The organism is Chitinophaga oryzae (assembly GCF_012516375.2).
GTDB lineage: Bacteria > Bacteroidota > Bacteroidia > Chitinophagales > Chitinophagaceae > Chitinophaga > Chitinophaga oryzae.
Map to the genome: position 1 here is coordinate 5,488,444 of NZ_CP051204.2, position 22,121 is coordinate 5,510,564.

Genomic DNA, 22,121 nt, shown 5'->3' on the forward strand with positions numbered 1-22,121 from the left:
GGAATTTTGTGTCAAAAGATCATGAACAGCAAACGCGTTTTATTGACCGGCGCTACCGGTTTCCTGGGCTCACATACCATCATCCGGTTACTGGAGAAGGGCTATGAGGTGACAGGCACCCTGCGGGATACAGGGGAATTTATTATAGGTACAAACACAAGCCCACCATCTGCTTAGGCTGACAGTAGGCTTTTCTTATCGTGTTAAGGACGACTGCGTCTTTCCATCAGCAAGCGTGCATACCCGAAGAAAGCGGCTGCCAGTACAAGGCAAAAGAACAGGCATATCGCCACCGCCCAGATGGGCATATCGGGCTTAAGCCCCATGAAATAAAGGACAAGGGCATATCCCATCCCACAGAACAGGAACAGCATAGCCAGCGGGAAAATGAAGTACAACAACAAGTTCATTCCAAATCCCATGTACCGCTTCATCTTGTATCCCATCGCATACAAAACACCGCCCACAGCAAAGTATCCTATTATCAGCAACATCACGGAAGCTCCGCCCATCAGCAGGAACTTGCTCCAGGAAAGCTCTTCCACCCGCTCCATGTCCGGTTTATATCCAACAGTGATGATCTCGCCTACTTCAGGTTTACCCGAAGACGCCACATCGGACTCCATGGTTACCGGCGTGCCATCGGCCGTATTAAAGGTAACGGTGGCGCGGTACATGATCCTGTGCCTGTTCTTGCTGTCTTTACTTTCAAAGCTGGTGTAGCTCACCACCCTGGCCTGATAACGGGGCAACGTCACCGCTTTATATATAAACCCGCCTAACACGCCCCCGAGGCTAACAGTGAAGGTAAGCAGGCAGAATACCACCAATGACACATACCCAATGCCCAGGCACCCTGGCCGGCCCTGCCGGTTGCTCCGCTTCAATATCTTTACCGCTATAAGAACGGATAAAATTATAATTGCAATGCCGGTCCAACCATAGCCGGTTATTTGTAACAAAACAATGCCCATAGGTACTTTTATTATCGCTGCGGGCAAACATACAATAATAAATACTTATTTACCCAACAACGAATTTGATATAGCGTACATTTACGGCAAGTATGAAACAACGAATAGCCCATATTACACTAGTTGTGAAAGACTATGATGAAGCCATCAGCTTCTACACCGAAAAACTACATTTCCGCCTGATCGAAGACACGCAGTTGAGCGATGAAAAACGTTGGGTGCTGGTAGCGCCTCCCGGTGACAGCGCCTGTTGCCTGCTATTGGCCCGTGCCGCTAATGAAGAACAACTGGCCAGTATTGGTAACCAGACCGGCGGCCGGGTGTTTCTCTTCCTGTATACCGATGATTTCTGGCGGGATTACCACCACATGTTGGCTGTAGGTATCCGGTTTATCCGGCCGCCGAAAGAAGAGGACTATGGGATAGTAGCCGTGTTTGAAGACTTGTATGGAAATAAGTGGGATTTGCTGCAACCGAAACCTGACAATGTGCACCGTTTCATTTAGCAGGAAGCGCAAAGGCCACATAGGCATCAGATGATTTCCCTCCCCATTTGGAACCTCCGCAGGCAATCACTACATACTGTTTCCCGTTGACCGCATACACCGCCGGGGTAGCAACGCCCGGGGCGGGAAGTTTTGTTTTCCACAGCAAAGCGCCGGTCCTTTTATTGTATGCCCGCATATAGCCATCCGCCGAAGCCCCGATAAACAAAACGCCTCCGGCCGTTGTAACCGGGCCTCCATAATTTTCCCTTCCCGTTTCCGGAATACCTTTTTTGGTCAGTTCCTCAAATTCCCCAAACGGAATTTTCCACAGGTACTTGCCGGAATTCAGGTCAATAGCGTTTAAAGTGCCCCAGGGCGGGCTGATAGCCGGATAACCTTCTTTTGTCAGGAATTTATTGTACCCTGTAAATCCATAAAGCAAATGTGGCGGTGCGTCCTGTTTGTCCTTCTTTCCCTTGTACTCCTGTGGCTGCAGTTGTTTCAAATCAAGAATAAAAGCAGCCAAAGCATCTTTCTCCAAAGTATCAAGATGATTAAATCCAGGCATCATCCTTCTTCCGGTTGACAGTAATTCGACGAACCGGGAATAGTTATATTTCTTTTCAACCCCCACAATAGACGGATAGTCGCCCCCTCCCAGCCGTTCGGGCCCATGGCATCCCATACAATTCTGGTTGTAGATGGCTGCACCGGCCTCCAGCTTAGTCCTCTGCTGTTCCTTTGGAGGGTTGTTGTCAACAATATTTAATACCCATGCCATTTCGTTGGCATTAACATACAGTACATTGGTTTCAGGATCTACAGACGGCCCGCCCCATTCGCCACCGCCGTCATACCCGGGAAACACGACTGTTCCTTCCTTGGAGGGAGGCGTGTAAATGGATCCGGCACGGTAACTTCTGAAACGTTTCAGTACATCCTGGTAGGAGGAGTCGTCCACCAGTTGGTTGAGGTCCGCTTCTGTCAGCGTATGCCGGGCAAAAGGTTTCGGCAATACAGGAAAAGGCTGCGTTGGCCACAATTTCTCCGCTATCAGTGTTGTCGTGGTGTCTACGGGTCTTTCTTCTATGGGATAAACGGGCTTGCCCGTTTCCCGGTCCAGTATAAAGAGCAACCCTGTTTTGGTTGATTGCACCACGGCATCTATTGCTTTCCCGTCTTTTTTGATGGTCACTAAAACAGGTGGGGAAGAGAGGTCCATATCCCAAACATCGTGGTGCACTGTCTGAAAATGCCACAGCAACTTTCCCGTAGCTGCATCAAGCGCCAGTATACAATTTCCGTACAATCCCGCTCCTCTTCGCTGCCCTCCATAAAAATCGCTGGAAGGATTGCCTGTGGGAGCAAACAGTATCCCTCGTTTTTCATCCAGGCTGAAGCCTGACCAGCTATTGGTAGACCCCATATGTTTGTAGGCTGCCGGGTCTTCCCAGGTGTCATACCCCGGTTCACCGGGATAGGGTATGGTATGAAAAATCCATTGCTGCTTTCCTGTTCTTACATCAAATGCTCTTATATGCCCGGGCGTTTCCTCTCCAACAAGCCCGCTCAGGAAGAAGAGGTCTTTGTAAACCATCACCGGCGATGTAGGCGCAACAAACACTTTCGACGAATCTCTGTCCAGCCCGTTTCTCAGGTCAATTCCCCCATCGCGCCCGAAGGATGTCACCAGTTTACCTGTTTGTGCATTTACACAGAAAGCCACAGGTCCCACGGTATAAATAATTCTTTTATCATCGCCGTCAGCCCAGTAGGCCACGCCGCGGTTCATGTTAACGCTGTTCCGGTGCCAGGTTTTATTGGCGATCGAATCGGCAGGGTCAAATGACCATTTCTCTTTTCCGGTAGCCGCATCTACGGCAAACAGCTTCAATTTCGGAGATACGCCGTACAGCACATCATCTACAATAACCGGGTTACATTGCATGGAGCCATATCGGTTGCTATCCTGTTTTTCCGAATAGTATGTCCATGCCACTTCCAATTGCCCCACATTACTGGTATCAATTTCATTTAAAGAGGAATACCGGATATTACCCTTGCTTCCCCCGGTAACTTTCCAGTCGGCATATTTTTTTTCGCTGCTCAAATTACATGCACAGTAAAGGGCGGTGAAAAAAATGGCCTGTAACAGTTTAGCATTGCTGATAATGTTGGTCAATTTTACCGATTTATGCATAGCTATAAGAATTCACATTTTACGTGAAAATAAAGTCCGGGTAAACATAAAAATATCAAAATATTAACTTGTAATGCAGCATTATTGACATACAGCTGTTCGTGTTGAAGTCAATTGGCAAAACAATCGGACCAGGTTATGAAGACGCTGATCCTGGGGTTGCTCCTTTGGGAAAACATTCGGGAACATGATCACCGGTGTTCGTTTGCCGAAGTTTTATACCGGAAAGGACTGACCCCGGTATACTCCTTGAACACCTTGCAGAAATGGGAGGCCGATCCGTAGCCGCATTGGCTGGCTATCTCCTCTATGGCATTATCACTCCGGACCAACAGATGGCAGGCATGAACGACCCGCAGGTCACTCAGAAAACGGGTAAAATTCTTTTGCGTCCTTTTCTTAAAAAAACGGCAAAAGCTCTGTTCTGTCATACAGGCAATATCAGCTACCTGGCGCAGGGTAATCGGCTCATGCAGGTTATCCTTCAGAAATTTAATAACATCCACCAGCCTGTCGGGATATAAATCATCATAATGATCTGTTTCATAATTGTTAACGATAAACTCCTTTTCATCCGACACAGAAATCAAATTCATCACCTGTAAAAGTCCGTTCACTTTTTCAAATCCTTCGACCGCTGAAAGAGAGAGGAGCTTTTCGGCGATGATTTCCCTGGTTTCTCCAAAAATCCTGATCCCCTTGGATGACTGCCGGATCATTTCCCTTATACCTTCAAACTCTTTTATCAGATCGAATACCTGGTTAAAGATTTTGGGATGGATATAGGTAACGATCACCTTTGATCTCAGGCTGGAGCCTTCTTCGTAAAACACCGGATCGCTCAGCCACAGATGTGGCACGTTCGAACCAACGAAAACCATATCTCCCGCCTCAAAAGGCTCCATCTTATTACCAATGATCCGCTTTCCAAATCCCTCCAGGACAAATACAAGTTCTAACTCGGGATGCGCGTGAAAGGAAGGCTGCGTATGGTACGGCGACCACAAAAACACCTGGTCTCTCACGTCAATATGCAACACATCATTAATTAAGGGAGTAATTTCTGTTTTTAATAACCTCATGCTACACAATATTGGTAAAAAATGGGCTTTTTGATTGAAACCGAGGTCGCCTTAATGGTTTGGGGATGCTTGTTACCGAAGATACTAAATTTTTTTTCTCCGCATTCCCCGATTTTATGGTCCTGCACCGGGGTAATTCCGGGAAAAAAAAGGATAAGAACACGATATTTTAGCTGCCGGACTCCTTTTATTTTAGGCCTTGTAGTTAACAATGAATAAAACCAACATCATCAATGCAAATTTCGTTGAAATCCAGGCTTTTAGCCGCAGGCCGCGCCCTCCCGGCCGCTCTTATGTTACTGAGCGGCGCCCTGTTCCAGCTGGCCTGCAACGGCTCTCCGGCTACAAACGCCCATACCGACAGTACCACCAGCAGTCGAAACACCGCCCCTCCTCCCAAATGGGAAACGGGGATCGCCTTGTACTCCTTCAACCGGCATTCATTTACCGCCGCTCTTGATAAAGTGGACAGCGCCGGCGTCAGGTATGTTGAAGGGTTTTCCTTTTATATGCTGGGAAAAGCATTTAATGATTCCACGATGGCTGCCCTGTCCCCGGCAGGCATTTCCAGGATGCGAAAGATGCTGGAGGACAAAGGTATTTCCATGGCATCGATTTATGCAGACGCCCACAATATGGAGGAGTGGAGGAAATATTTCGATATGGCGAAGGCATTGGGCGCGCAGTATCTTACCTGCGAGCCGGCAAAGGACCAGTGGGACGTGGCCGATAGCCTGGCAGGCGTTTACGGCATCCGCATAGCCATCCATGAACACGCCCGGGGAAGCAGCGCGTATTGGCATCCCGACTCCGTGCTGGCAGCCCTGGAGGGCCATCCGAACTTCGGCGTTTGCGCCGATCTGGGGCATTGGGCAAGAAGTGGACTGAAACCTGAGGACTGTCTGAAAAAATTAAAGGGACATATCCTGGGGGTCCACCTCAAAGACATCGATTCATTCAACAACTTAAATGCCGAAGATGTAATGGTAGGTACCGGCGTGATCAATTTCGCCGCCGTGGTACACGAGCTGAAAAGCCAGGGATTCAACGGAATGATCTATGTGGAATGTGAACATAAAATGGAGAACAACCTGGAAGACGTGATACAATCGATCAACTATTTTAACAAACTATAAGGGTTAAAATAAAAGCACATCCCGTCAATTATTGCAAAGCTATATCGGGCAAAGTAGTGCATATTTGAGGGAGGACGCAACCTCCTTCAAATATAAAACAGCACTATGCCCAACACTTCCCGGCCGGCAGCGCATCCCAAAGGTCTTTATATCCTGTTTGCCACCGAGATGTGGGAGCGCTTCAACTACTACGGCATGCGCGCCGTACTGATCCTGTTCATGACCAAGGCCCTGCTATTCAGCAAAGTGTTTGCGGCCAATCTCTACGGCAGCTATACCGGCCTTATCTACCTCACGCCTTTGCTTGGAGGGTACATCGCCGACCGCTACTGGGGCAACAAACGCTCCATCATCACCGGCGGCATCGTGATGGCGGCAGGAGAAATGATCCTGTTTATCAGCGCTTCGCTGTTTCATAGCTATGCCTCCGCCTCGTTGTCATTGTTTTTTTGCGGCCTCGGCTGCATGATCGCCGGCAATGGGTTCTTTAAACCGAATATATCCTCCCTGGTAGGACAACTGTATCCCGACGGCGACAAACGTAAAGACACGGCCTATACCATTTTCTACATGGGCATCAATACCGGCGGAGCGCTCGGGCCGATCATATGCGGACTGGCAGGCGATACCGGCAGCCCGGCAGACTTTAAATGGGCGTTTCTGGCGGGAGGCATCAGCATGATCATCAGCGTCATTGTACAGGTGGTTTTCCATCACCGGTACGTGACATCGCCGGAAGGCAACGTGCTGGGACTGACACCGGAGCAGGCACCTGTGAAAGCGCTGCAGCCGGCCGTCATCATAGGCGGACTGGCACTCTTCACCCTGCTGATGATCGGCCTCCTATACCTCGATGCAAAAGTGATCGGTTACCTCTCCTGGCTGATGCTGGCAGCCGTCATATTCATTGCCGTCACGATCTTCGGGGACCGGACGCTCTCCTACATGGAAAAACAGCGGATCAAAGTCATTTTTATCGTGTCGTTTTTTGTGATCTTTTTCTGGGCGGCGTTCGAACAAACCGGCGCCTCGCTGACCTTTTTTACCGATGAACAAACCGACAGACAACTGCATCTGCAGATACCGGTATGGAGCCTGCAGCTGCTGTCCGCCGGGCTCCTGTATATACTGTACCGCCTTTTCCGGAAGACACGGAGACAGTTGCCGCAACCGGCAGACCGCCTGCTGCGCGGCACCGTATACGCGCTACTATCGCTCTTCGCGGCAGGGATTGCCGGCGTGAACGCCTGGCTGCTGCTGCAACATAAAAGCGCGCTGCTGCTGGAAGAGATACCGCCCAGCCTCTTTCTGTCACTCGGCTCCATCTACATCGTTTTGTTCGCCCCATTCTTCGCCTGGCTGTGGCCGCGGCTGGGGAAATACGAACCGGCCGCGCCGGTTAAGATGGCGATAGGGCTGTTATTACTGTCACTGGGCTATTTATGGATCGCCATGGGCGTGAGGGACATAGCACCCGGCACTAAAGTAAGTATCGCCTGGATCACAGTAACATACGCACTGCATGCGTTTGGCGAGTTTTGCCTGTCGCCGATAGGACTTTCGCTGGTCAATAAGCTATCTCCTCTTAAATTCTCGTCGCTGCTGATGGCCGTCTGGTTTTTGTCTACTGCAGCGGCCAACAAGTTCGCGGGCGTGTTAAGTACTTTATACCCTGAAAAGGGGGAAACCGTTAGTTTCCTGGGGTATAACATACAGACCTCCTACGACTTCTTCCTGCTTTTTGTGGTGATGGCCGGCGTAGCGGCGCTCGTCCTGCTGATGATGTCTAAATGGTTGTCCGCTATGATGGCGGCCCCGGATAAAACCAACTGCCAGAGTAAGATTACAACGGCATTATCATAAAAGTGCACTGAGTCGTTAGGGCACTAAAGGGTATTTACACATCATTTTTGCGTACATTATTTCGCCTGTTGCGCCCATTTTTTCAGCGCGGCAACGGCATCATACAATACCCCCGCTTCTCCCCGGAAATCGCCGGAACCAGAGGCTTTACCATTCTGAACATCGTACCATTCGTAAAAACCATTGTTTTTAATCACCCGGTCGAGCATGGGAATGATTTCAGCATATGCTTCCGCCGGCATGTCGGCATTTATTAAAGCAGGGATCATACGGCCACCGAACCAGGTCCAGTCTCCGGCATTCTGGTAAACATAGGCCGCCATATTAGGAAACACTTCCACCGGGTAGGGAGGATATACCGTCATCCCTATGGTAGCGAATTTCTCTTTTTCCGCTGCGTCCAGAAACTGGTTGTTGATGCGGCGGATTTCTTTTTTATCATGCAGCCCGGCCAGGATAGCGCAGGTGGTACCTCCGGTATACAGTATCTTGTTTTCGTCGAATGTTTCAGGGAACGGGCTTCCATCCAGATAGATATGCGGGATGTATTTTCCGGCAACGTTATCCCAGAGATGTTTACGGACATTCTTCCTGATACCTTTTGCTATTTCTTTCCAGTTCTTCTTTACGTTGACAGCGGCAGGCTTCAGCGCCATAAAATCGTCAATGGCAGACAGGAACATGGCGTTGTCGTAAATATCGATCGCCCATTTGGTTTCTTTGTTGAGCGCTACGCCCCATCCTTTCTCCGGCTGCACATCGCCCCAGTCGATGGTAGTAGCGCCCTTCACAAGACCGTATTTAGCGGACCACCGTTCTGCCAACACAAAATCCAGCGCCGCTTCCATACGCTGGAACACTGTCTGATCACCGATCTTCTCACCGAGTACAGCACGGTCGCCGGTAGCTTCAATGTACTTTCTCACCGCCTGTATCAGCGACGATTCCTGGTCCGTTTCTACCGTGTTCTTATGGCTGGCCCATCCCGGGGCCAGGTTGGAGTAAGCGTATTGATAGCCGATATTGGCCTGCTTTTCCTTGATAACACCGTCCGGTATATTACCGTCTGCTCCCTGTACTTTGAAGAAAAGCAGCAGCGCCTCTTTCACATCCTCCGGCTTGCGTACTTTCAGGGAACCGTTGATGAACGTATTAAAATCTCTTATCCATATCTCCCCGTACCCGGTGCCGGCGTTAAAACCAGTCAGTATTCTCAATGCTCTTTCCTGCACGGTGTCCAGGCGGTGGTCTGCCAGTATCTGCCTGGCCAGCGCGGCTTTGCCCGGTACTGTCGCCGATATCCTGCCGGGATAGGACAACAGTTCCATTTTTTCTGTCTGTGCCTGCGCCATGGTGCCCATGAGCAAACATGTTGCTACGAATAGTCGTTTCATCCTCTGTTATTTTTGAATTTATTTTTTACTGTGCGTATAAAAAGTGCATTCTCCCATCGTCATAAAAGGAGCGCTGCCCCAATTGGTCAACAGCCTGAACCGGTAATAGCGGAAAGCCGTAGTTCCCGGAGGCACTGAAAATGGTTCTCCGTTTTTGGCGAAAGTGATATCATCATCGGTCAGCTGTCCAACCGGCAGGCCGGAAGGCTTCACCGATTCATACGTCCCTATCATGGTCCAGCTGTTCCAGCTACCGTCCGGCGCAGGGCTGTTACTGCCATATAGTTCAAACGTTTTTACATTCTCCTGGTTGTACAACCTGTCGGCTGCCTGCCATACTTTAAAACGGCTGAGCGGAGCGGCAGTTCCCACATCTATCGTAAACCAGCAGGGGATGACCGATTGTGTGGCAAAACCGGGCACGTCGTAGTTGTTGTCCCAAAGGTAATCTATCAGCCACCCATAGCCACCGTCCTTTACGTCAGTGGGCAGTGGCAGCACCTTAAAATCAGCTTTGGACAGTTCCCGTTCAAATGCGGGAAGCGTGACTGCCGACAGCTCCGGGTAAAAAAATTCGAAGGCGGTCGTATCCGGTTTATACATGGAACGGTAGGTCAACGGTGAACGCTCTGCATAATCCGGAAGCACCGTACGGTTGTCACCGGCATGGGCAATTATTTTCTGCGTTGTTCCGCCGGCGCTGACATAAGTCACTTCAATCCCCTGTTCTCCCGCGGCGGGCTCTCCCCAGTTCAGGAAGATCTGCTGGCCGTCAGGCGACTGTGTGACCGACTTCAGCGTGCGGTTGACCAGCGTACCCGCATAACTTTTTCCATACGCCGTTCCGAAGACATGAACGATCACCGACCTGTTGTTGTCCTTGTCGTAGGAGTAAACGGTAAAATTATAATTGCCTTCAGGCAGGCCGGATATGAGCACCGGCAATGTGTCCTTGCCGCTGTGTTGTTTTGCCGGCACCTCCACGGAGTCCTTATTGCTGTTCCAGAAGATCCTGAATTTCGTTACCAGCGGATCGTTACCAGGTACCAGCAGCAACTGTATGCGCCCATAACCCGGTTGCGCCAGCACGGTGTCCACGCGGCCGGGATAGGTGATCTCCCCTCCTTCCATATATTTCTTAAAGGCGTCTCCTTTGGTACAGGATGTTAACCATACCGAAATGCCCAGCAGCCATAAGAAGATGAAACAGGTATATTTCATGTATTGTTTTTTTTAGGTGGATGTATTACTTGGTGTCGCCCCACATTGCGATCTCGTAAAAGTTCACATAGGTCCCGTTCGACCAGTTCTTCAGTGTCTTAAACCGGATATAACGCACTTTGGGCGTATTTAAAGGGAAGGTCACCGTTTGCCCCGCCAGCGCCGCATCGGTATCTGCCTGCGAAAGCTGTCCTTCCGGCAGGCCGGAAGGTTTGATCTGCGTCACCGTTGCCAGCAAAGTCCAGCTGGCGTCGAAGCTGCCATCGGGATTGGGATTGTCAGAACCCCATATTTCCACTACGCGGGGATTGTGCAGCGAGTAATAGAATCCCGGTCTCATATGCCATACCAGGCGGCTCAGTTTAGCACGCTGGCCCATGTCATAGGTAAACCATTGGGGCATTCTCGCCGCATCGGAGGAGTGATAAAAACCATCGGTGGTGCTGCCGTCGAAAAGGCCGGCAATAGAACCGCCATATCCTATTGGCGCATCGCCGGGCAGTACCAGGCCTTTCATCTTGAGGCGGTCCAGCCGTTGTTCAAACAGCGGCGTCAGCACCACATGCAGGGTGTCGGACAGGTTGCCCCATCTGTCGCGCACATACACGCCAAATTTTGTAGAAACATCGGGCATATTCCTGGTTGAAAAATCGCCTTCCCTGAGGTTCGTATACTGTGTAGCCACCGGGGAGAACCTGCCCAGTGAATCGTCCGAAAGCACAACGATCGCCAGGTCATCTTCTTCCGGGTTGGTGTATTTTACGTTGATGCCCCCGAAATCGGCGCTGGTGGCCAGCCCTTTTCTGACAATCCATACAGGTGGTATCAGCGGACGGACGGTGACGGTCACCGGCGCGGAAACATTTTCGCTTTTATCTACCGCATACACCGTGACTTTATATTCGCTGGTATCGCCAAAACCGGCTACGGTCAGGTCCCTGTTGTAGCGGCTTACTTTTGTTTCACGGACCGTGCCGTTGCGGGCTGTGTAAAGGGCTTTTACATATAACAGGTCTGCATCTGCAGGAACGGCGTAACTTATTTTTGCTGCGCCGTGCAGGCTTTGTACCACTACGTTGCTCACAGGTCCCGGGGCTGTCTTGTCTTTCAGCACAGGCCCGTTCCCATCCTGCTTACAGGCGCCGGCCATGAAGAGTATGATAAAGAGGTGCAGGTAATAAATTCTTTTTTTCATCTCCATCTGTTTACATCGATATATTGATAAATGATCGTTACCAACCGGTATTTTGCACGAGGTTGGGATTGATTTGCAGGTTGCTCTCGCGGATCGGCCAGAAGTAGTCCCTGGGCGCCACGAAGCGGGGACTGTACAAAAACACCCTGCGGTTGTAGTCTTCATAGGTTGATTGGAGGATATCCCAACCGAAGACAGGCTGGTTCAATACCTGCGGCGCCGTTTTCCATCGGCGGAGGTCCCAGAAGCGGCTGCCTTCAAAAGCCATTTCAATCGTTCTTTCCTGCCGGATGATGTCCCGCAATCCTTCCTGCGTGGAATATTTCGTTGGCTTTGCAGAATACGTGCTCCACGAATATTCAATAGTAGCCAGTCCTGCCCTGGCCCGCAGCTGATTGAGATAAAACAGCGCGTCGGCCGGCTTGCCTGTTTCGTTGGACGCCTCCGCATACAGCAGGTAAAGGTCGCCCAGGCGTATTATCGGCCAGGGATAAGCCTCTACTTCCAGCGAGGTGTTGTTGTACACGAGGTTCCAGTTGACAATTTTTTTGATGTAGTAGCCTGTGACAGAATACAGGCGGCTTTGTTTTTTCCCCGAATGTTGTTCCAGTTTACTCTGGATATTGTAATTCCCGTTTTTCATAAACCAGGTAGACCCGTCAAAGGCCATATCGGCATAGAACCGGGGCTCTCTTTCAAAATGCAGCCCGATGGTGCGGTATCCTTCCTGGATACCCGTGTCTTTTGCCGTAGCTGTGCGCAGCTGGTAGCGGGCGGCGTAATTCCAGGTCCTGTCTTCTTCCACGGGAACGCCGTTACGCGTATAAAAAAGTTCTGCCATCTTCAGCGGAGGCGCCAGTTTTCCTTTCAGGTTCAGGTTAAACACGTTCGGGTCCAGCTGCGGGCAGGCGTAGGTCTGCAGCCAGTAGGTGGGCGTACCTGCGGATGTTTGTCCCCATATCAGTTCGCTGTTCCATTTTTCGCAAACGGCGTTGCGGATATTCATTTCAATCTTCGTGGCCGGGTCCACCGTACCTACGGTGGGATTGAAGTAATACAGTTTACTGCCGGCCGCCTGCGCCACATCGATGGCCTGTTTACAGGCGATGCGCGCTTTCTCCCATTTAGTGGCGTCATACTGTGGATTAAAGAGCGGCTGACCGTTTTTATTTTTCATGCCGGCGAAATCACTGTTGCCATTAAACAGAGGGCTGGCGGCTGTTACCAGCACCCGCGCCTTTATGGCCAGTGCCGCGGCCCTGGTGATACGGCCCAGCTCAGTCGTTGTGTTGGTGATTTTTGCAGGAAGGGCGCTGTTTTCACTGCCGGCCACCGCATCGATCAGCCCGGCGATGTAACTCACTACCGTATCCACCGGCTGCCGGTGTACTTTTACTTCTTCCGGAGAGGCGGTGATGGGCAGGTTTTTATCTGCAATGGGGATGGGGCCGTACATTCTCAACAGGTACCAGTGGAAGTAGGCTTTTAAAAAGGTGGCTTCCGCGGTCCATCTGTCTCTTTCATAGGGCTGCAGGTCCCGCACATTACCGATATTCTCCAGGAAGATGTTACAGGCCCTGATACCCTGCCAGAGCGACTCTCCGTCATAACCATCCCAGTAGTTCATGTAGGGTTGCGCCACGTTTTGGTTTCCCCGCGCGATGTTGTACGGGTCCAGGAAGAAAAAATCTTCCGTCATGGGCCAGTAGGTCCATGCTTCATCTCCGCCGCTGAAGGCAGGATTTTTATCCGGGTGGTCATCCTGTGGCAGGTAAGCGTAGCAGGTAAATAAATACTTCTCCGCTTCCAGCCGGTTGGAGAAGGCATGGTCCAGCGTGGGTACGTTGTCAGGAACGATATCCAGGTATTTATTGCAGGCAAACAGCGTGGAGCAGGCAAGGCATAACAGCCAGCGTGAGAGATATGATAAATTGTTGGTTGATAAATGTTTCATGACATATGATTTAGCCGGCGTTATAACTGAACGTTGACCCCTATATTAAAAACACGTTGCACGGGGTATCCCAGGCCGTTTCCTCCCTGCTCGGGGTCCCACAGTTTAAAGGCGCTGACGAGGAACAGGTTGGTGCCGTTGGCATAAATGCGCAGGCCTGCGATGTGATATTTTTTCAGGCCTTTGTCGCCGATGTTATACCCGATCTCTGCGCTTTTCATTCTCAGGAAAGCGCCGTTGCGTATCCACCAGCTGGATGGCTGGTTGTTGTTCTGATTTTGGGTAAGCCCGAGCCTGGGCCAGAAAGCATAGAGGTTGCGGTTATCTTCGGACCAGTGATCGTTGGCGATCACGTCCAGCAGGCCGTGCTGGTTGGGGCCATCGGCCACGAACGGGGAAATGGCTTCGGGGCTGATGGCGATAGAAGATCTTGCCGATCCCTGGAAGAAAGTGCTGATGTCGAAATTTTTATAGCCGAAGGAGAAGCCGAAGCCGTAGATCACTTCCGGCGTAACGGGATGCGCAAGCCCGTTGACCATGTCCAGCGTGGTGATCTGTCCGTCGCCGTTCATGTCACGGTATTTGATATCTCCTCCCCTTACTTCCCCAAAATTCTGCCTGGGAGCGTTTTTCACGTCCTCATCATCTACAAACAGGCGCTCTGCTATCAGGCCATACACCTGCCCGAGGGAGTGCCCTACGCGGGAGAGGTACTGCATGTTGGCGGGATACTCCGGTTCTTCGTTGACCAGCAGTTTGCTGGCGGCATAGGTGAATGTTCCCCGCATCTGCAGCCAGGCCTTGTTGAATGTTTTGTTGTAGTCCATCGATACGTCTACGCCGCGGCCCTGCGCTACGCCCACGTTAGCGGATACCGGCGCTGTGAGCCCGAGGGTGGTGGGAATATAGGCGCGCGCCATCAGGATGTTGCTGCGGCGCTCCTGGTAGGCATCGATGGTAATATTCAGTGCATTCCACAGACCGAGGTCCATACCGACGTTGATCTTTTTCGATTTCTCCCAGGTGATGCCTTCGTTCGGATAGCGGGCAACGGAGACGCCGGGGCGGCTGTATGCGAAGTTTTCCCCGAAGGCCGCGGCAAAAAGATCGTCGCTGAGCTTCACGTTGGACAGGTAGAAGAAACGGTCATTGGCATTGCCTATCTGATCGTTACCTACGAGGCCCCAGGTAGCGCGCACTTTCAGCTTCGACACCACATTGTTCCATTGCCGGAAGAACTTTTCATTGCCCGCATTCCAGGCGAGGCCGATGGAAGGGAAAAATCCGAACCGGTTTTTCTTTGCAAACCTTTCAGAGCCGTTGTAGCCGAAGTTGCCTTCAAACAGGTAGCGGTTATCGTAGGCATAGGTAAACCTGCCGGATATGCCCTGGTTGCGGAAAGGCAGGGATGCCTGCAGATCTCCGGCGTTGCCGTTGAGATAGTTGCGGCGGATGCCGATGAGCAGCCCGCCGACATTATGCAGTTCATTGAAGGTCCTGTTGTAGTTGATGGCCGCTTCCGCATAGGTGGTGGTGTTCACCGTTTTGTCGCCGGGCTTGTAGTTCAGGTATTCCGTTCCGGTACTTTCATTGAGCAGCGACAGCGTATAGCCGCCGGATTTGTCCGCGACAGGATTGGCTGCATAAAAGAACGGGGTATACTGCCTGCTGACGCTGAAATAGGAATAGCGCTTGGTATATGCCATCGCCCTGGCCGAGAGGCCGGGGAGGATGAAGTCCAGGTCCTGCTTTATTTCCACCTGAACGTTTAAGACCGAGGTGTTGTATTGCTGGAAACCCGACACCATAGACGCGTACGGGTTCGTATATATTTCACCGTTAGATCCGCGCGAAGCGTTGCCAAACAGCGGGTGCCGGGCGGTTGGCAGCGCGGTGGCCGGGAAAATGGCGGGGAATAAAACGGGATTGGCGTTCAGCGTACTTTTAAAGACTTCCGCGCCGCCGCCGATCGGCCCGGTATAATCGTCGAAATTGCCGGTCGTTCTGATGATGGCTTCCGTAGTATTGGTCAGCTTCAGGTTGACGTTGGAGCGCACTTCGTAACTTCTCAGCCGGATGTTGTTATTCACCGCGGTGCCGCGCTGTGTTTTCAGTATGCCTTTGTCCTGGTTGACGGTAGCGCCTACATAATACTGCGCTTTGTTACCGCCACCGGTAAGGTTGATGTTAAAGCGCTGATTGTTGGTGTACTTTTTTATCAGGGCGTCTATCCAGTTGTTATCAGGATAGAGATACGGATTGCCGCCGGCGATGGTGCCATCGATTTTATGCTGGCTGTAAGGCAGTGGCGCCAGCGGGTTGCGGGTGAGGGCTGCTTCGTTTGCCAGCTGCATGTAGGTGATGTTGTCGGCCAGGCGGAAGTTCCTTGTGTTGGAGGAGATGGAATTCTCCAGCCTGATATTCATTTTGGTATTGCCGGCTTTGCCTGTTTTGGTGGTGACGAGGATGACGCCGTTGGCCCCGCGTGCGCCATACAAGGAGGCGGCGGCAGCGTCTTTCAATACCGAAAACCCGGCGATATCGTCCGGCTGTAGGCGCGCCAGCTCGTTGGAGGCAGACTCCATCCCGTCTATCAGGATCAGCGGGTCCAGCTTTCCGGAGCCGAAGGAAGTGATGCCCCTGATAAAGAAAGAGGCGTTATCCGCACCGGGCTCTCCGCTCCGCTGATAGGAAACAAGGCCCGATATCCGTCCTGCCAGCATGGTGGTCAGGTTGCTGGTAGGACCTTTGATTTCTTTCGGATTCACGCTGGTGATAGCGCTGACCATGCTTCCTTTCTTTTGTTGTCCGTAGGCCACCACCACTACGTCGTTCAGGTCGTTTTTATTTTCCAGCATCGTCACCTGGATGGTATGCCGGCCCGCCAGCGGTATGAGCTGCCGCTGGTAACCAACATAGGAAAACAGGAGCGTATCGGTGGCGCCTCCCGCGGTGATGACATAGTCCCCGCCGGCCGTTGTGGTGGTGCCGGTAGCGGTGTTCTTTATCATGACCGTTACGCCGGGCATCGCCTGGCCTTTGCTGTCCAGTACCTTCCCCGTGACTTTAAAGACGGTTTGGCCTGGCGAGATTTTGGTTGTCAGCAGTAACAGGAGGCAATACAGGTACCTCCGCTGCCTTAAAAAGGTCAGGGCACATTTTTTCATAACAATGACTAACAGTATAAAGTAAAGCGAGCAGTTATATTGTACATACATAATTACATATTAAGTTTGAAAAAAGCAAACATCCCCGGAAAAAAAATTTGCCCACTCGATGCCTTTAAGGGGAAAAACCGGAGTGAAAAATGGGAGCATTATTTCATCCGGATCTTGCTGCATAAAGGTTTTCAAGGGTACTCCCCCGGGGGTGGCCATTGTTGATTAATTATGCTAACTTGCATACTTAATTATGTTCCTACATTTTTATGAAAATTGAGATAGATCATCAGAGTGCTGTTCCCCTGCATATCCAGGTGGAAAATCTGTTACGGGAATTGATTAAACAACCGGAGTACCAGGCGGGAAAATTATTGCCCAACGAACTGGAACTGGCCAAAAAACTGGCCGTGTCCCGCACCACGCTGCGGCAGGCGATCAACAAACTGGTATACGAGGAACTGCTGGTACGGAAAAAGCGGCTGGGGACAAAAGTGGCGCAACCGAAGATGAGCTCCAAATCCATGAACTGGCTGAGCTTCACACAGGAAATGCTGGCACGGGGCATCACCATCAAAAATTATGAACTGCATATCAGCTGGGTCTATCCTGACGAACAGATCGCAGCTTTCTTCGATATCCGGACCGACCGGAAAATCATGAAGCTGGAACGCCTGCGCGGTAACACACAGGAGCCCTTCGTCTATTTTATTTCTTATTTCCACCCAAGAATTGGTCTCACAGGGGATGAAGATTTCAAGAAACCCCTGTATGAAATGCTGGAGCAGGAACATTACTTCGTGGCCACCCTGTCTAAAGAAGAAATCAGCTCCAGGACCGCCGATAAAATGATTGCCTCCAAACTGGAGATCGACCTGGGCAGCGCCATCCTCTTCCGGAAAAGGTTTGTCTACGACCAGGCCGAACGCCCCATGGAATACAATCTCGGCTACTATAAGGCGGAAAGTTTTGTTTATACCGTTGAAAGCAGACGCACGCCCTGACCGTGCGCTCCCTCAAAAAATCATGCATGCACTCTTCAATATTATGTCACTACATTATAACAATAAGGCACATCCGGTCAGAGAATATCCGCCACCTTTTTTAAATCTTTCGTCCTCGCCGCCAATTGCCTGACCGCCGCAACGATCGCCTTTTTATCATAGCCATATAAAGCATGCAGCTCCTGTTGCGTACCCTGCTCCGCAAATGTATCCGGCAACCCAAGCCGCTTTACCACAGCATGATAGCCATGCTCCGCCATAAACTCCAGTACTGCGCTTCCCATCCCGCCGGCAAGGCAACCGTCTTCTATCGTGATCACGGCGGAGAAACGGCGGAATACTTCATGCAATAATGTTTCATCCAGTGGTTTAAAAAAACGGAGGTCATAATGGGCAACATCCAGTTCCCCCTCCAGCCCGGCACAGGCATCAACTACAGATAGTCCCACCGGGCCCAGTGAAAGCACCGCGATATCCTTTCCGGGCCTGAGCTTTCTTCCCTTTCCTATCACCAGTTTTTTGAAACGGGAAGACGCCGGCGCCGGCCCCCCCGCTCCCCGGGGATAACGAATAGCCCAAGGTCCGCTTTCCCTGTCCGCCTGCGCAGTAAAAAGCAGGTCCCGGAAGTCTTCCAGGTCCATCGGAGACGCGCCGGTTATACCCGGCACACATCGCAGGAAGGAAATATCAAAAGCGCCGTGGTGCGTTGGCCCATCCTGCCCCACCACGCCTGCCCTGTCGATACAGAACACAACATGCAGCTTTTGTAATGCTACATCGTGAATAACCTGGTCGTAGGCGCGTTGTAAAAAAGTGGAGTAAATCGTGCAGAAAGGCAGCAGGCCATCGGCGGCGAGACCGGCAGCAAAAGTAACAGCGTGTTGTTCGGTGATACCTACGTCAAACACACGTTCCGGCATTTCTTTTTTCATCGTGGTAAGCGCACTGCCGGATAACATCGCAGGCGTTATTGCCATGATCCCCGGATTCTTACGGGCCAGTTCCATCAGGGTCCTGCCAAACACAGACTGGAAAGTGACCGCAGACGTCTTTTCCAATGTGGCGCCCGTCGACTTGTCGAATGTTTTAGGGGCATGCCATTTGGCCTGATCGGTCATTGCCGGGGCGAAACCTTTTCCTTTGGTGGTCACACAATGCAACAACTTAGGTCCGGGTATATGCTTCAGTTTTTCCAGCACATGGACCAGCTTATCAAGATCGTGCCCGTCAACAGGACCGAAATACCGGATATTCAGCGCTTCGAAAAGATTGCTATAGCGCAGCAAGCCGCCTTTCACAGCATTCCGGAGTTTCCCCAGCACCTCCGCCGGCCACTTGTCCGGTTGTCCCGGATACGACAATAATGTCCGGACATGCGACTTCAACGCGTTATAATACCTGCCGGTCGTCAGTGCTGTCAGGTAGTCCTGCAAAGCGCCGGTATTGGCGTCTATCGACATGTTGTTGTCATTCAGTATCACCAGCATATCGGGTTGCTCATATCCCGCGTTGTTCAACGCTTCAAACGCCATCCCGGCCGTCATGGCGCCGTCGCCGATAACGGCGATGTGCTGCCGCGTATGATCGCCGCGGTATCTGGCGGCACAGGCCATGCCCAGTATCGCCGAAACAGAAGTGGAAGAATGCCCGGTGCCAAAAGCGTCGTATTCACTTTCCTCCCTGGATGGGAAACCGCTGATACCACCCCGCAAACGATTCGTATAAAAACGGCCCTTCCTGCCCGTCAGTAATTTATGCGGATACGCCTGATGGCCTACGTCCCATATCAGTTTATCTTCCGGCGTATTAAACACGTAATGCAGCGCCACCGTCAGTTCCACAACACCAAGACTGGAGCTGAAGTGACCGCCGTTGGAGGCGACGTGATCTATCAGAAAAGATCTCAGTTCTTCGCAAAGACCGGGCAGAGAAGAAACGGGCAGCTTTCGCAGCGCGGCAGGACTGTCGATGTGAAAGTTTTCGGGCATGGCAATGTTTTTTCCCGCAAATTAAATCGCCTGTATTTACGGCACCGGTACAGCGCGTGTATAAATGAGCGGTACAGATAGCCATCAATACAATAAATACGGCGCTACCCTCTCCCGCCAGTCTCCGGTATCGGTATACCGGTCAATATCGTCTTCTGTCCCGCCTACTATTGATTCAGCACCCGGCAGTCCTGTCAGCAAATCGAGATGCCGCGCCCCGCTATGGTTAACATAGGTGGGATAGGAAGCCCATGCAAAATGCCCGGGATGATGCTCCTTGATGAGCCGGACCAGCCGCCACCCGTATGTCACTGGTCTGAACACCGCTGGATCATTTACATGAAACATCATACCGTGGCATCTTTGGCCCGCGTATTTTCCTTCGGTGGGAGTAAAACCCACAGGTCGTGCCACGACGCCACTGATATCCAATGCATTCATGCGCTGAGCGATACCCGCGCCATCCATCCAGGGAGCGCCGGCTACGCGGAAGGGCGTGGCCGTTCCTCTCCCCTCGCTGATGTTGGTCGCCTCCAGCAGACCCAGTCCGGGATACAATAAGGCCGCTTCAAAACAAGGTATGGCTGGCGACGTCGGTACAAACGAGCGGCTCCACTGCGGGTAAAACATCGTCCGCTGCCAGTGCTGGCAACGAATGACGTCCAGCGTTAGCGGGTGCACCTGCAAGATCTTACTGCAGCCTGCCGATTTAAAATAAAGCGCCAGTTCCCCCGGCGTACAGCTATGTCTGACGGGGATATTCCACCGCCCGATAAAGCTGCTGCAGCGGCGCTCGTCCAGCATCGGCCCTTCTGCCAGCGTCATGGCGCCGGACAAAGGATTGGGCCTGTCAGCGATCACGAGGGGTTTGCCATGCAGCGCACAAGCTTCCATCACATGGGTCATCGTCCACAGGTAGGTATAAAAACGGCAGCCAATGTCCGGGATATCAAACAACACCAGGTCAATGTCAGCGAGATCCTGTTGACCGGGCGCTAACTTACTACCGTACAGGCTCGTCACCGGAAGTCCTGTCAACGGGTCCATGCCATCATGCATTTCCGCGCCGTCTACACCGGTGGTATCCAGCCCGTGCTCCGGAGAAAATAACCGGGCGATCTTAAACCCAGCCTCCAGCAAGGCCTGGCGGGCAGGTTTAAAATTTATCGTACAGGCGGCATGGTTAGTAACCAGGCCAATCCGCCGGTCTTTCCAAACGGGCGGGTGCGCCAATAACATATCGATACCGGACAACAGCAAATTCATGGCTAAATAAATGATGTCTTGCTACCAATGTACTAAAGTTGGCTGAAAAAAGATAAGCCGCATAAACGATAGTGTTTATGCGGCCTTACCCTGTATCCGGCAATCAGGGAAATCGCCTACTTCATGGTAAACGTCTCGTCAAAAGAAGTGCGATGGGTGCTGCCCGGCTGGTTCATCCAGTATTTCACCCGTAATATCCGCGTCGCCGGATCAAATTTATTGACGCCCGACGGGTCCAGCTCGGCCGATCTTCCGTTCGAAGATGGTTGTCCGTATTTATTCACGACGCTGATCACCCTGTATTGGTTGTCAAGGTTAAAGACCACTCCGAACGATCCATAGTAGGAACCGTTGCCGTCGTTCAGGATTTTATGATATACATCGTTTGTCTGGTCATCGTCTACCAATTCCACCTGGGTGGCCGTTACCGGTCGCAACGTCACGTTCCACGGGTAAGGACCCGTCAGCGAAGCGGTGGTATTGTCGGTCATCTGCCCGGTACAGACATATTTACCGGCCAGCAGGTTTACCGCCAGCTCCTGCCTGGCATAAAAAGTATCGATACCGGAAGGTGGCACATAAGCCGTTTTCAGCTGAATCGCGGAGAGCTGTAAGGACGCGTCTTTCAGGGTATCGCGGAACGCCTCGCGGGTGGTGTACGTCATCGATCCGGCTGCTCCCGACAAAGTGGTATAACCTACCGTCGTGTACCGGCATACGGTGTCTACCGAAGCGAAGTCCAGCAGAATGCCCGACTGGCTGTTGGCCACATTCACCCGTCTGGTCTGCAGGTTGCTTTCGTATTGCTGGCCCAGGCTGGCGCCGCTGATAATGGCTGCTCCCGGGGTCGACGGGTTACCGGCTTTATCATAAGCCACAATTTCAAACGCATACTCACCTTCCCGGAGGTCCGGTATGATCACTTTTTGAACCGCGACGTCCACCGCCGGGATTTCCAGGTGTTTGCTGCGGTTGCTCCAGTAAATAACAAAGCGGGTGACGTTGGGATCTTTCGGGCGGGTGAACTGCAGCTCCACCCTGCCCCTTCCGGGATGCGCTTCCAGGCGGGTGGGCACGCCGGTATAAAAGATCTCACCATTTGACAGGTAAGGGGCGTATTCGTGGTCCATTTTCGTACACGCGGTCAACCCCGTGGCCACCAACAACAGTGTATAAATGATATGTTTCATAATAACCT

Annotated in this window: 16 protein-coding genes; 5 read left to right on the forward strand and 11 right to left on the reverse strand. The window is 51.7% G+C overall.

The window, feature by feature from the left end:
- Positions 1-21: 21 nt before the first annotated feature.
- Entirely contained in the window at positions 22-177 is a 156-nt protein-coding gene (locus HF324_RS21820) for a GDP-mannose 4,6-dehydratase (protein WP_220100803.1), read from the forward strand.
- Between the two features lie 26 nt (positions 178-203).
- Here HF324_RS21820 and HF324_RS21825 read toward each other — a convergent pair whose 3' ends face one another.
- On the reverse strand, positions 204-887 hold the full coding sequence (locus HF324_RS21825; protein WP_168804528.1) for a DUF3592 domain-containing protein: 684 nt from the start codon (positions 885-887) through the stop codon (positions 204-206).
- Positions 888-1,066: 179 nt separating this feature from the next.
- Here HF324_RS21825 and HF324_RS21830 point away from each other — a divergent pair, with 179 nt between their 5' ends.
- On the forward strand, positions 1,067-1,480 hold the full coding sequence (locus tag HF324_RS21830) for a VOC family protein (protein ID WP_168860820.1): 414 nt from the start codon (positions 1,067-1,069) through the stop codon (positions 1,478-1,480).
- On the opposite strand, the gene HF324_RS21835 is transcribed toward HF324_RS21830, so the two are convergent.
- Positions 1,473-3,644 carry an outer membrane protein assembly factor BamB family protein gene (locus HF324_RS21835; protein WP_168804530.1) on the reverse strand — a complete coding sequence of 724 codons (2,172 nt, stop codon included), beginning with the start codon at positions 3,642-3,644 and terminating at the stop codon, positions 1,473-1,475. The genes HF324_RS21830 and HF324_RS21835 overlap by 8 nt on opposite strands.
- Positions 3,645-3,853: 209 nt before the next feature.
- Positions 3,854-4,744: a helix-turn-helix domain-containing protein gene (locus tag HF324_RS21840; RefSeq protein ID WP_168860821.1), complete on the reverse strand. Its 891-nt coding sequence runs from the start codon at positions 4,742-4,744 to the stop codon at positions 3,854-3,856.
- A 233-nt stretch (positions 4,745-4,977) separates the two neighbouring features.
- On the opposite strand from HF324_RS21840, the gene HF324_RS21845 reads away from it, so the two are divergent.
- Together HF324_RS21845 and HF324_RS21850 are read left to right on the forward strand one after the other, a co-directional pair.
- Positions 4,978-5,880: a sugar phosphate isomerase/epimerase family protein gene (locus tag HF324_RS21845; protein WP_168860822.1), complete on the forward strand. Its 903-nt coding sequence runs from the start codon at positions 4,978-4,980 to the stop codon at positions 5,878-5,880.
- A 105-nt stretch (positions 5,881-5,985) separates the two neighbouring features.
- Entirely contained in the window at positions 5,986-7,743 is a 1,758-nt protein-coding gene (locus tag HF324_RS21850; protein ID WP_168860823.1) for a peptide MFS transporter, read from the forward strand.
- Positions 7,744-7,799: 56 nt separating this feature from the next.
- On the opposite strand, the gene HF324_RS21855 is transcribed toward HF324_RS21850, so the two are convergent.
- Genes HF324_RS21855 through HF324_RS21875 form a run of 5 tightly spaced genes read right to left on the reverse strand, consistent with a single transcriptional unit; the run spans position 7,800 to position 16,674 of the window.
- Entirely contained in the window at positions 7,800-9,137 is a 1,338-nt protein-coding gene (locus HF324_RS21855; protein ID WP_258539174.1) for a GH36-type glycosyl hydrolase domain-containing protein, read from the reverse strand.
- A gap of 18 nt (positions 9,138-9,155) precedes the next feature.
- On the reverse strand, positions 9,156-10,358 hold the full coding sequence (locus HF324_RS21860; protein WP_168860824.1) for a DUF4998 domain-containing protein: 1,203 nt from the start codon (positions 10,356-10,358) through the stop codon (positions 9,156-9,158).
- A gap of 25 nt (positions 10,359-10,383) precedes the next feature.
- A complete protein-coding gene (locus HF324_RS21865; RefSeq protein ID WP_168860825.1) occupies positions 10,384-11,553 on the reverse strand; it encodes a DUF5000 domain-containing lipoprotein in 1,170 nt (389 codons plus the stop codon).
- Between the two features lie 37 nt (positions 11,554-11,590).
- A complete protein-coding gene (locus tag HF324_RS21870) occupies positions 11,591-13,507 on the reverse strand; it encodes a RagB/SusD family nutrient uptake outer membrane protein (protein ID WP_168860826.1) in 1,917 nt (638 codons plus the stop codon).
- A 20-nt stretch (positions 13,508-13,527) separates the two neighbouring features.
- The gene (locus HF324_RS21875) at positions 13,528-16,674 is read right to left on the reverse strand and encodes a SusC/RagA family TonB-linked outer membrane protein (RefSeq protein ID WP_168860827.1); all 3,147 of its coding nucleotides are present in this window, start codon (positions 16,672-16,674) and stop codon (positions 13,528-13,530) included.
- Between the two features lie 260 nt (positions 16,675-16,934).
- Here HF324_RS21875 and HF324_RS21880 point away from each other — a divergent pair, with 260 nt between their 5' ends.
- A complete protein-coding gene (locus HF324_RS21880; RefSeq protein ID WP_168804538.1) occupies positions 16,935-17,669 on the forward strand; it encodes a GntR family transcriptional regulator in 735 nt (244 codons plus the stop codon).
- A 77-nt stretch (positions 17,670-17,746) separates the two neighbouring features.
- On the opposite strand, the gene dxs is transcribed toward HF324_RS21880, so the two are convergent.
- From dxs to HF324_RS21895, 3 genes are all read right to left on the reverse strand, one after another.
- Complete coding sequence (dxs, locus tag HF324_RS21885; protein ID WP_168860828.1) at positions 17,747-19,657, reverse strand: 1-deoxy-D-xylulose-5-phosphate synthase; 1,911 nt, start codon at positions 19,655-19,657, stop codon at positions 17,747-17,749.
- An 84-nt stretch (positions 19,658-19,741) separates the two neighbouring features.
- Positions 19,742-20,923, reverse strand: coding sequence for an exo-beta-N-acetylmuramidase NamZ family protein (locus HF324_RS21890; RefSeq protein ID WP_168860829.1), 1,182 nt, complete (start codon positions 20,921-20,923; stop codon positions 19,742-19,744).
- A gap of 116 nt (positions 20,924-21,039) precedes the next feature.
- Positions 21,040-22,113, reverse strand: coding sequence for a DUF4998 domain-containing protein (locus HF324_RS21895; RefSeq protein ID WP_168804541.1), 1,074 nt, complete (start codon positions 22,111-22,113; stop codon positions 21,040-21,042).
- Positions 22,114-22,121 lie beyond the last annotated feature (8 nt).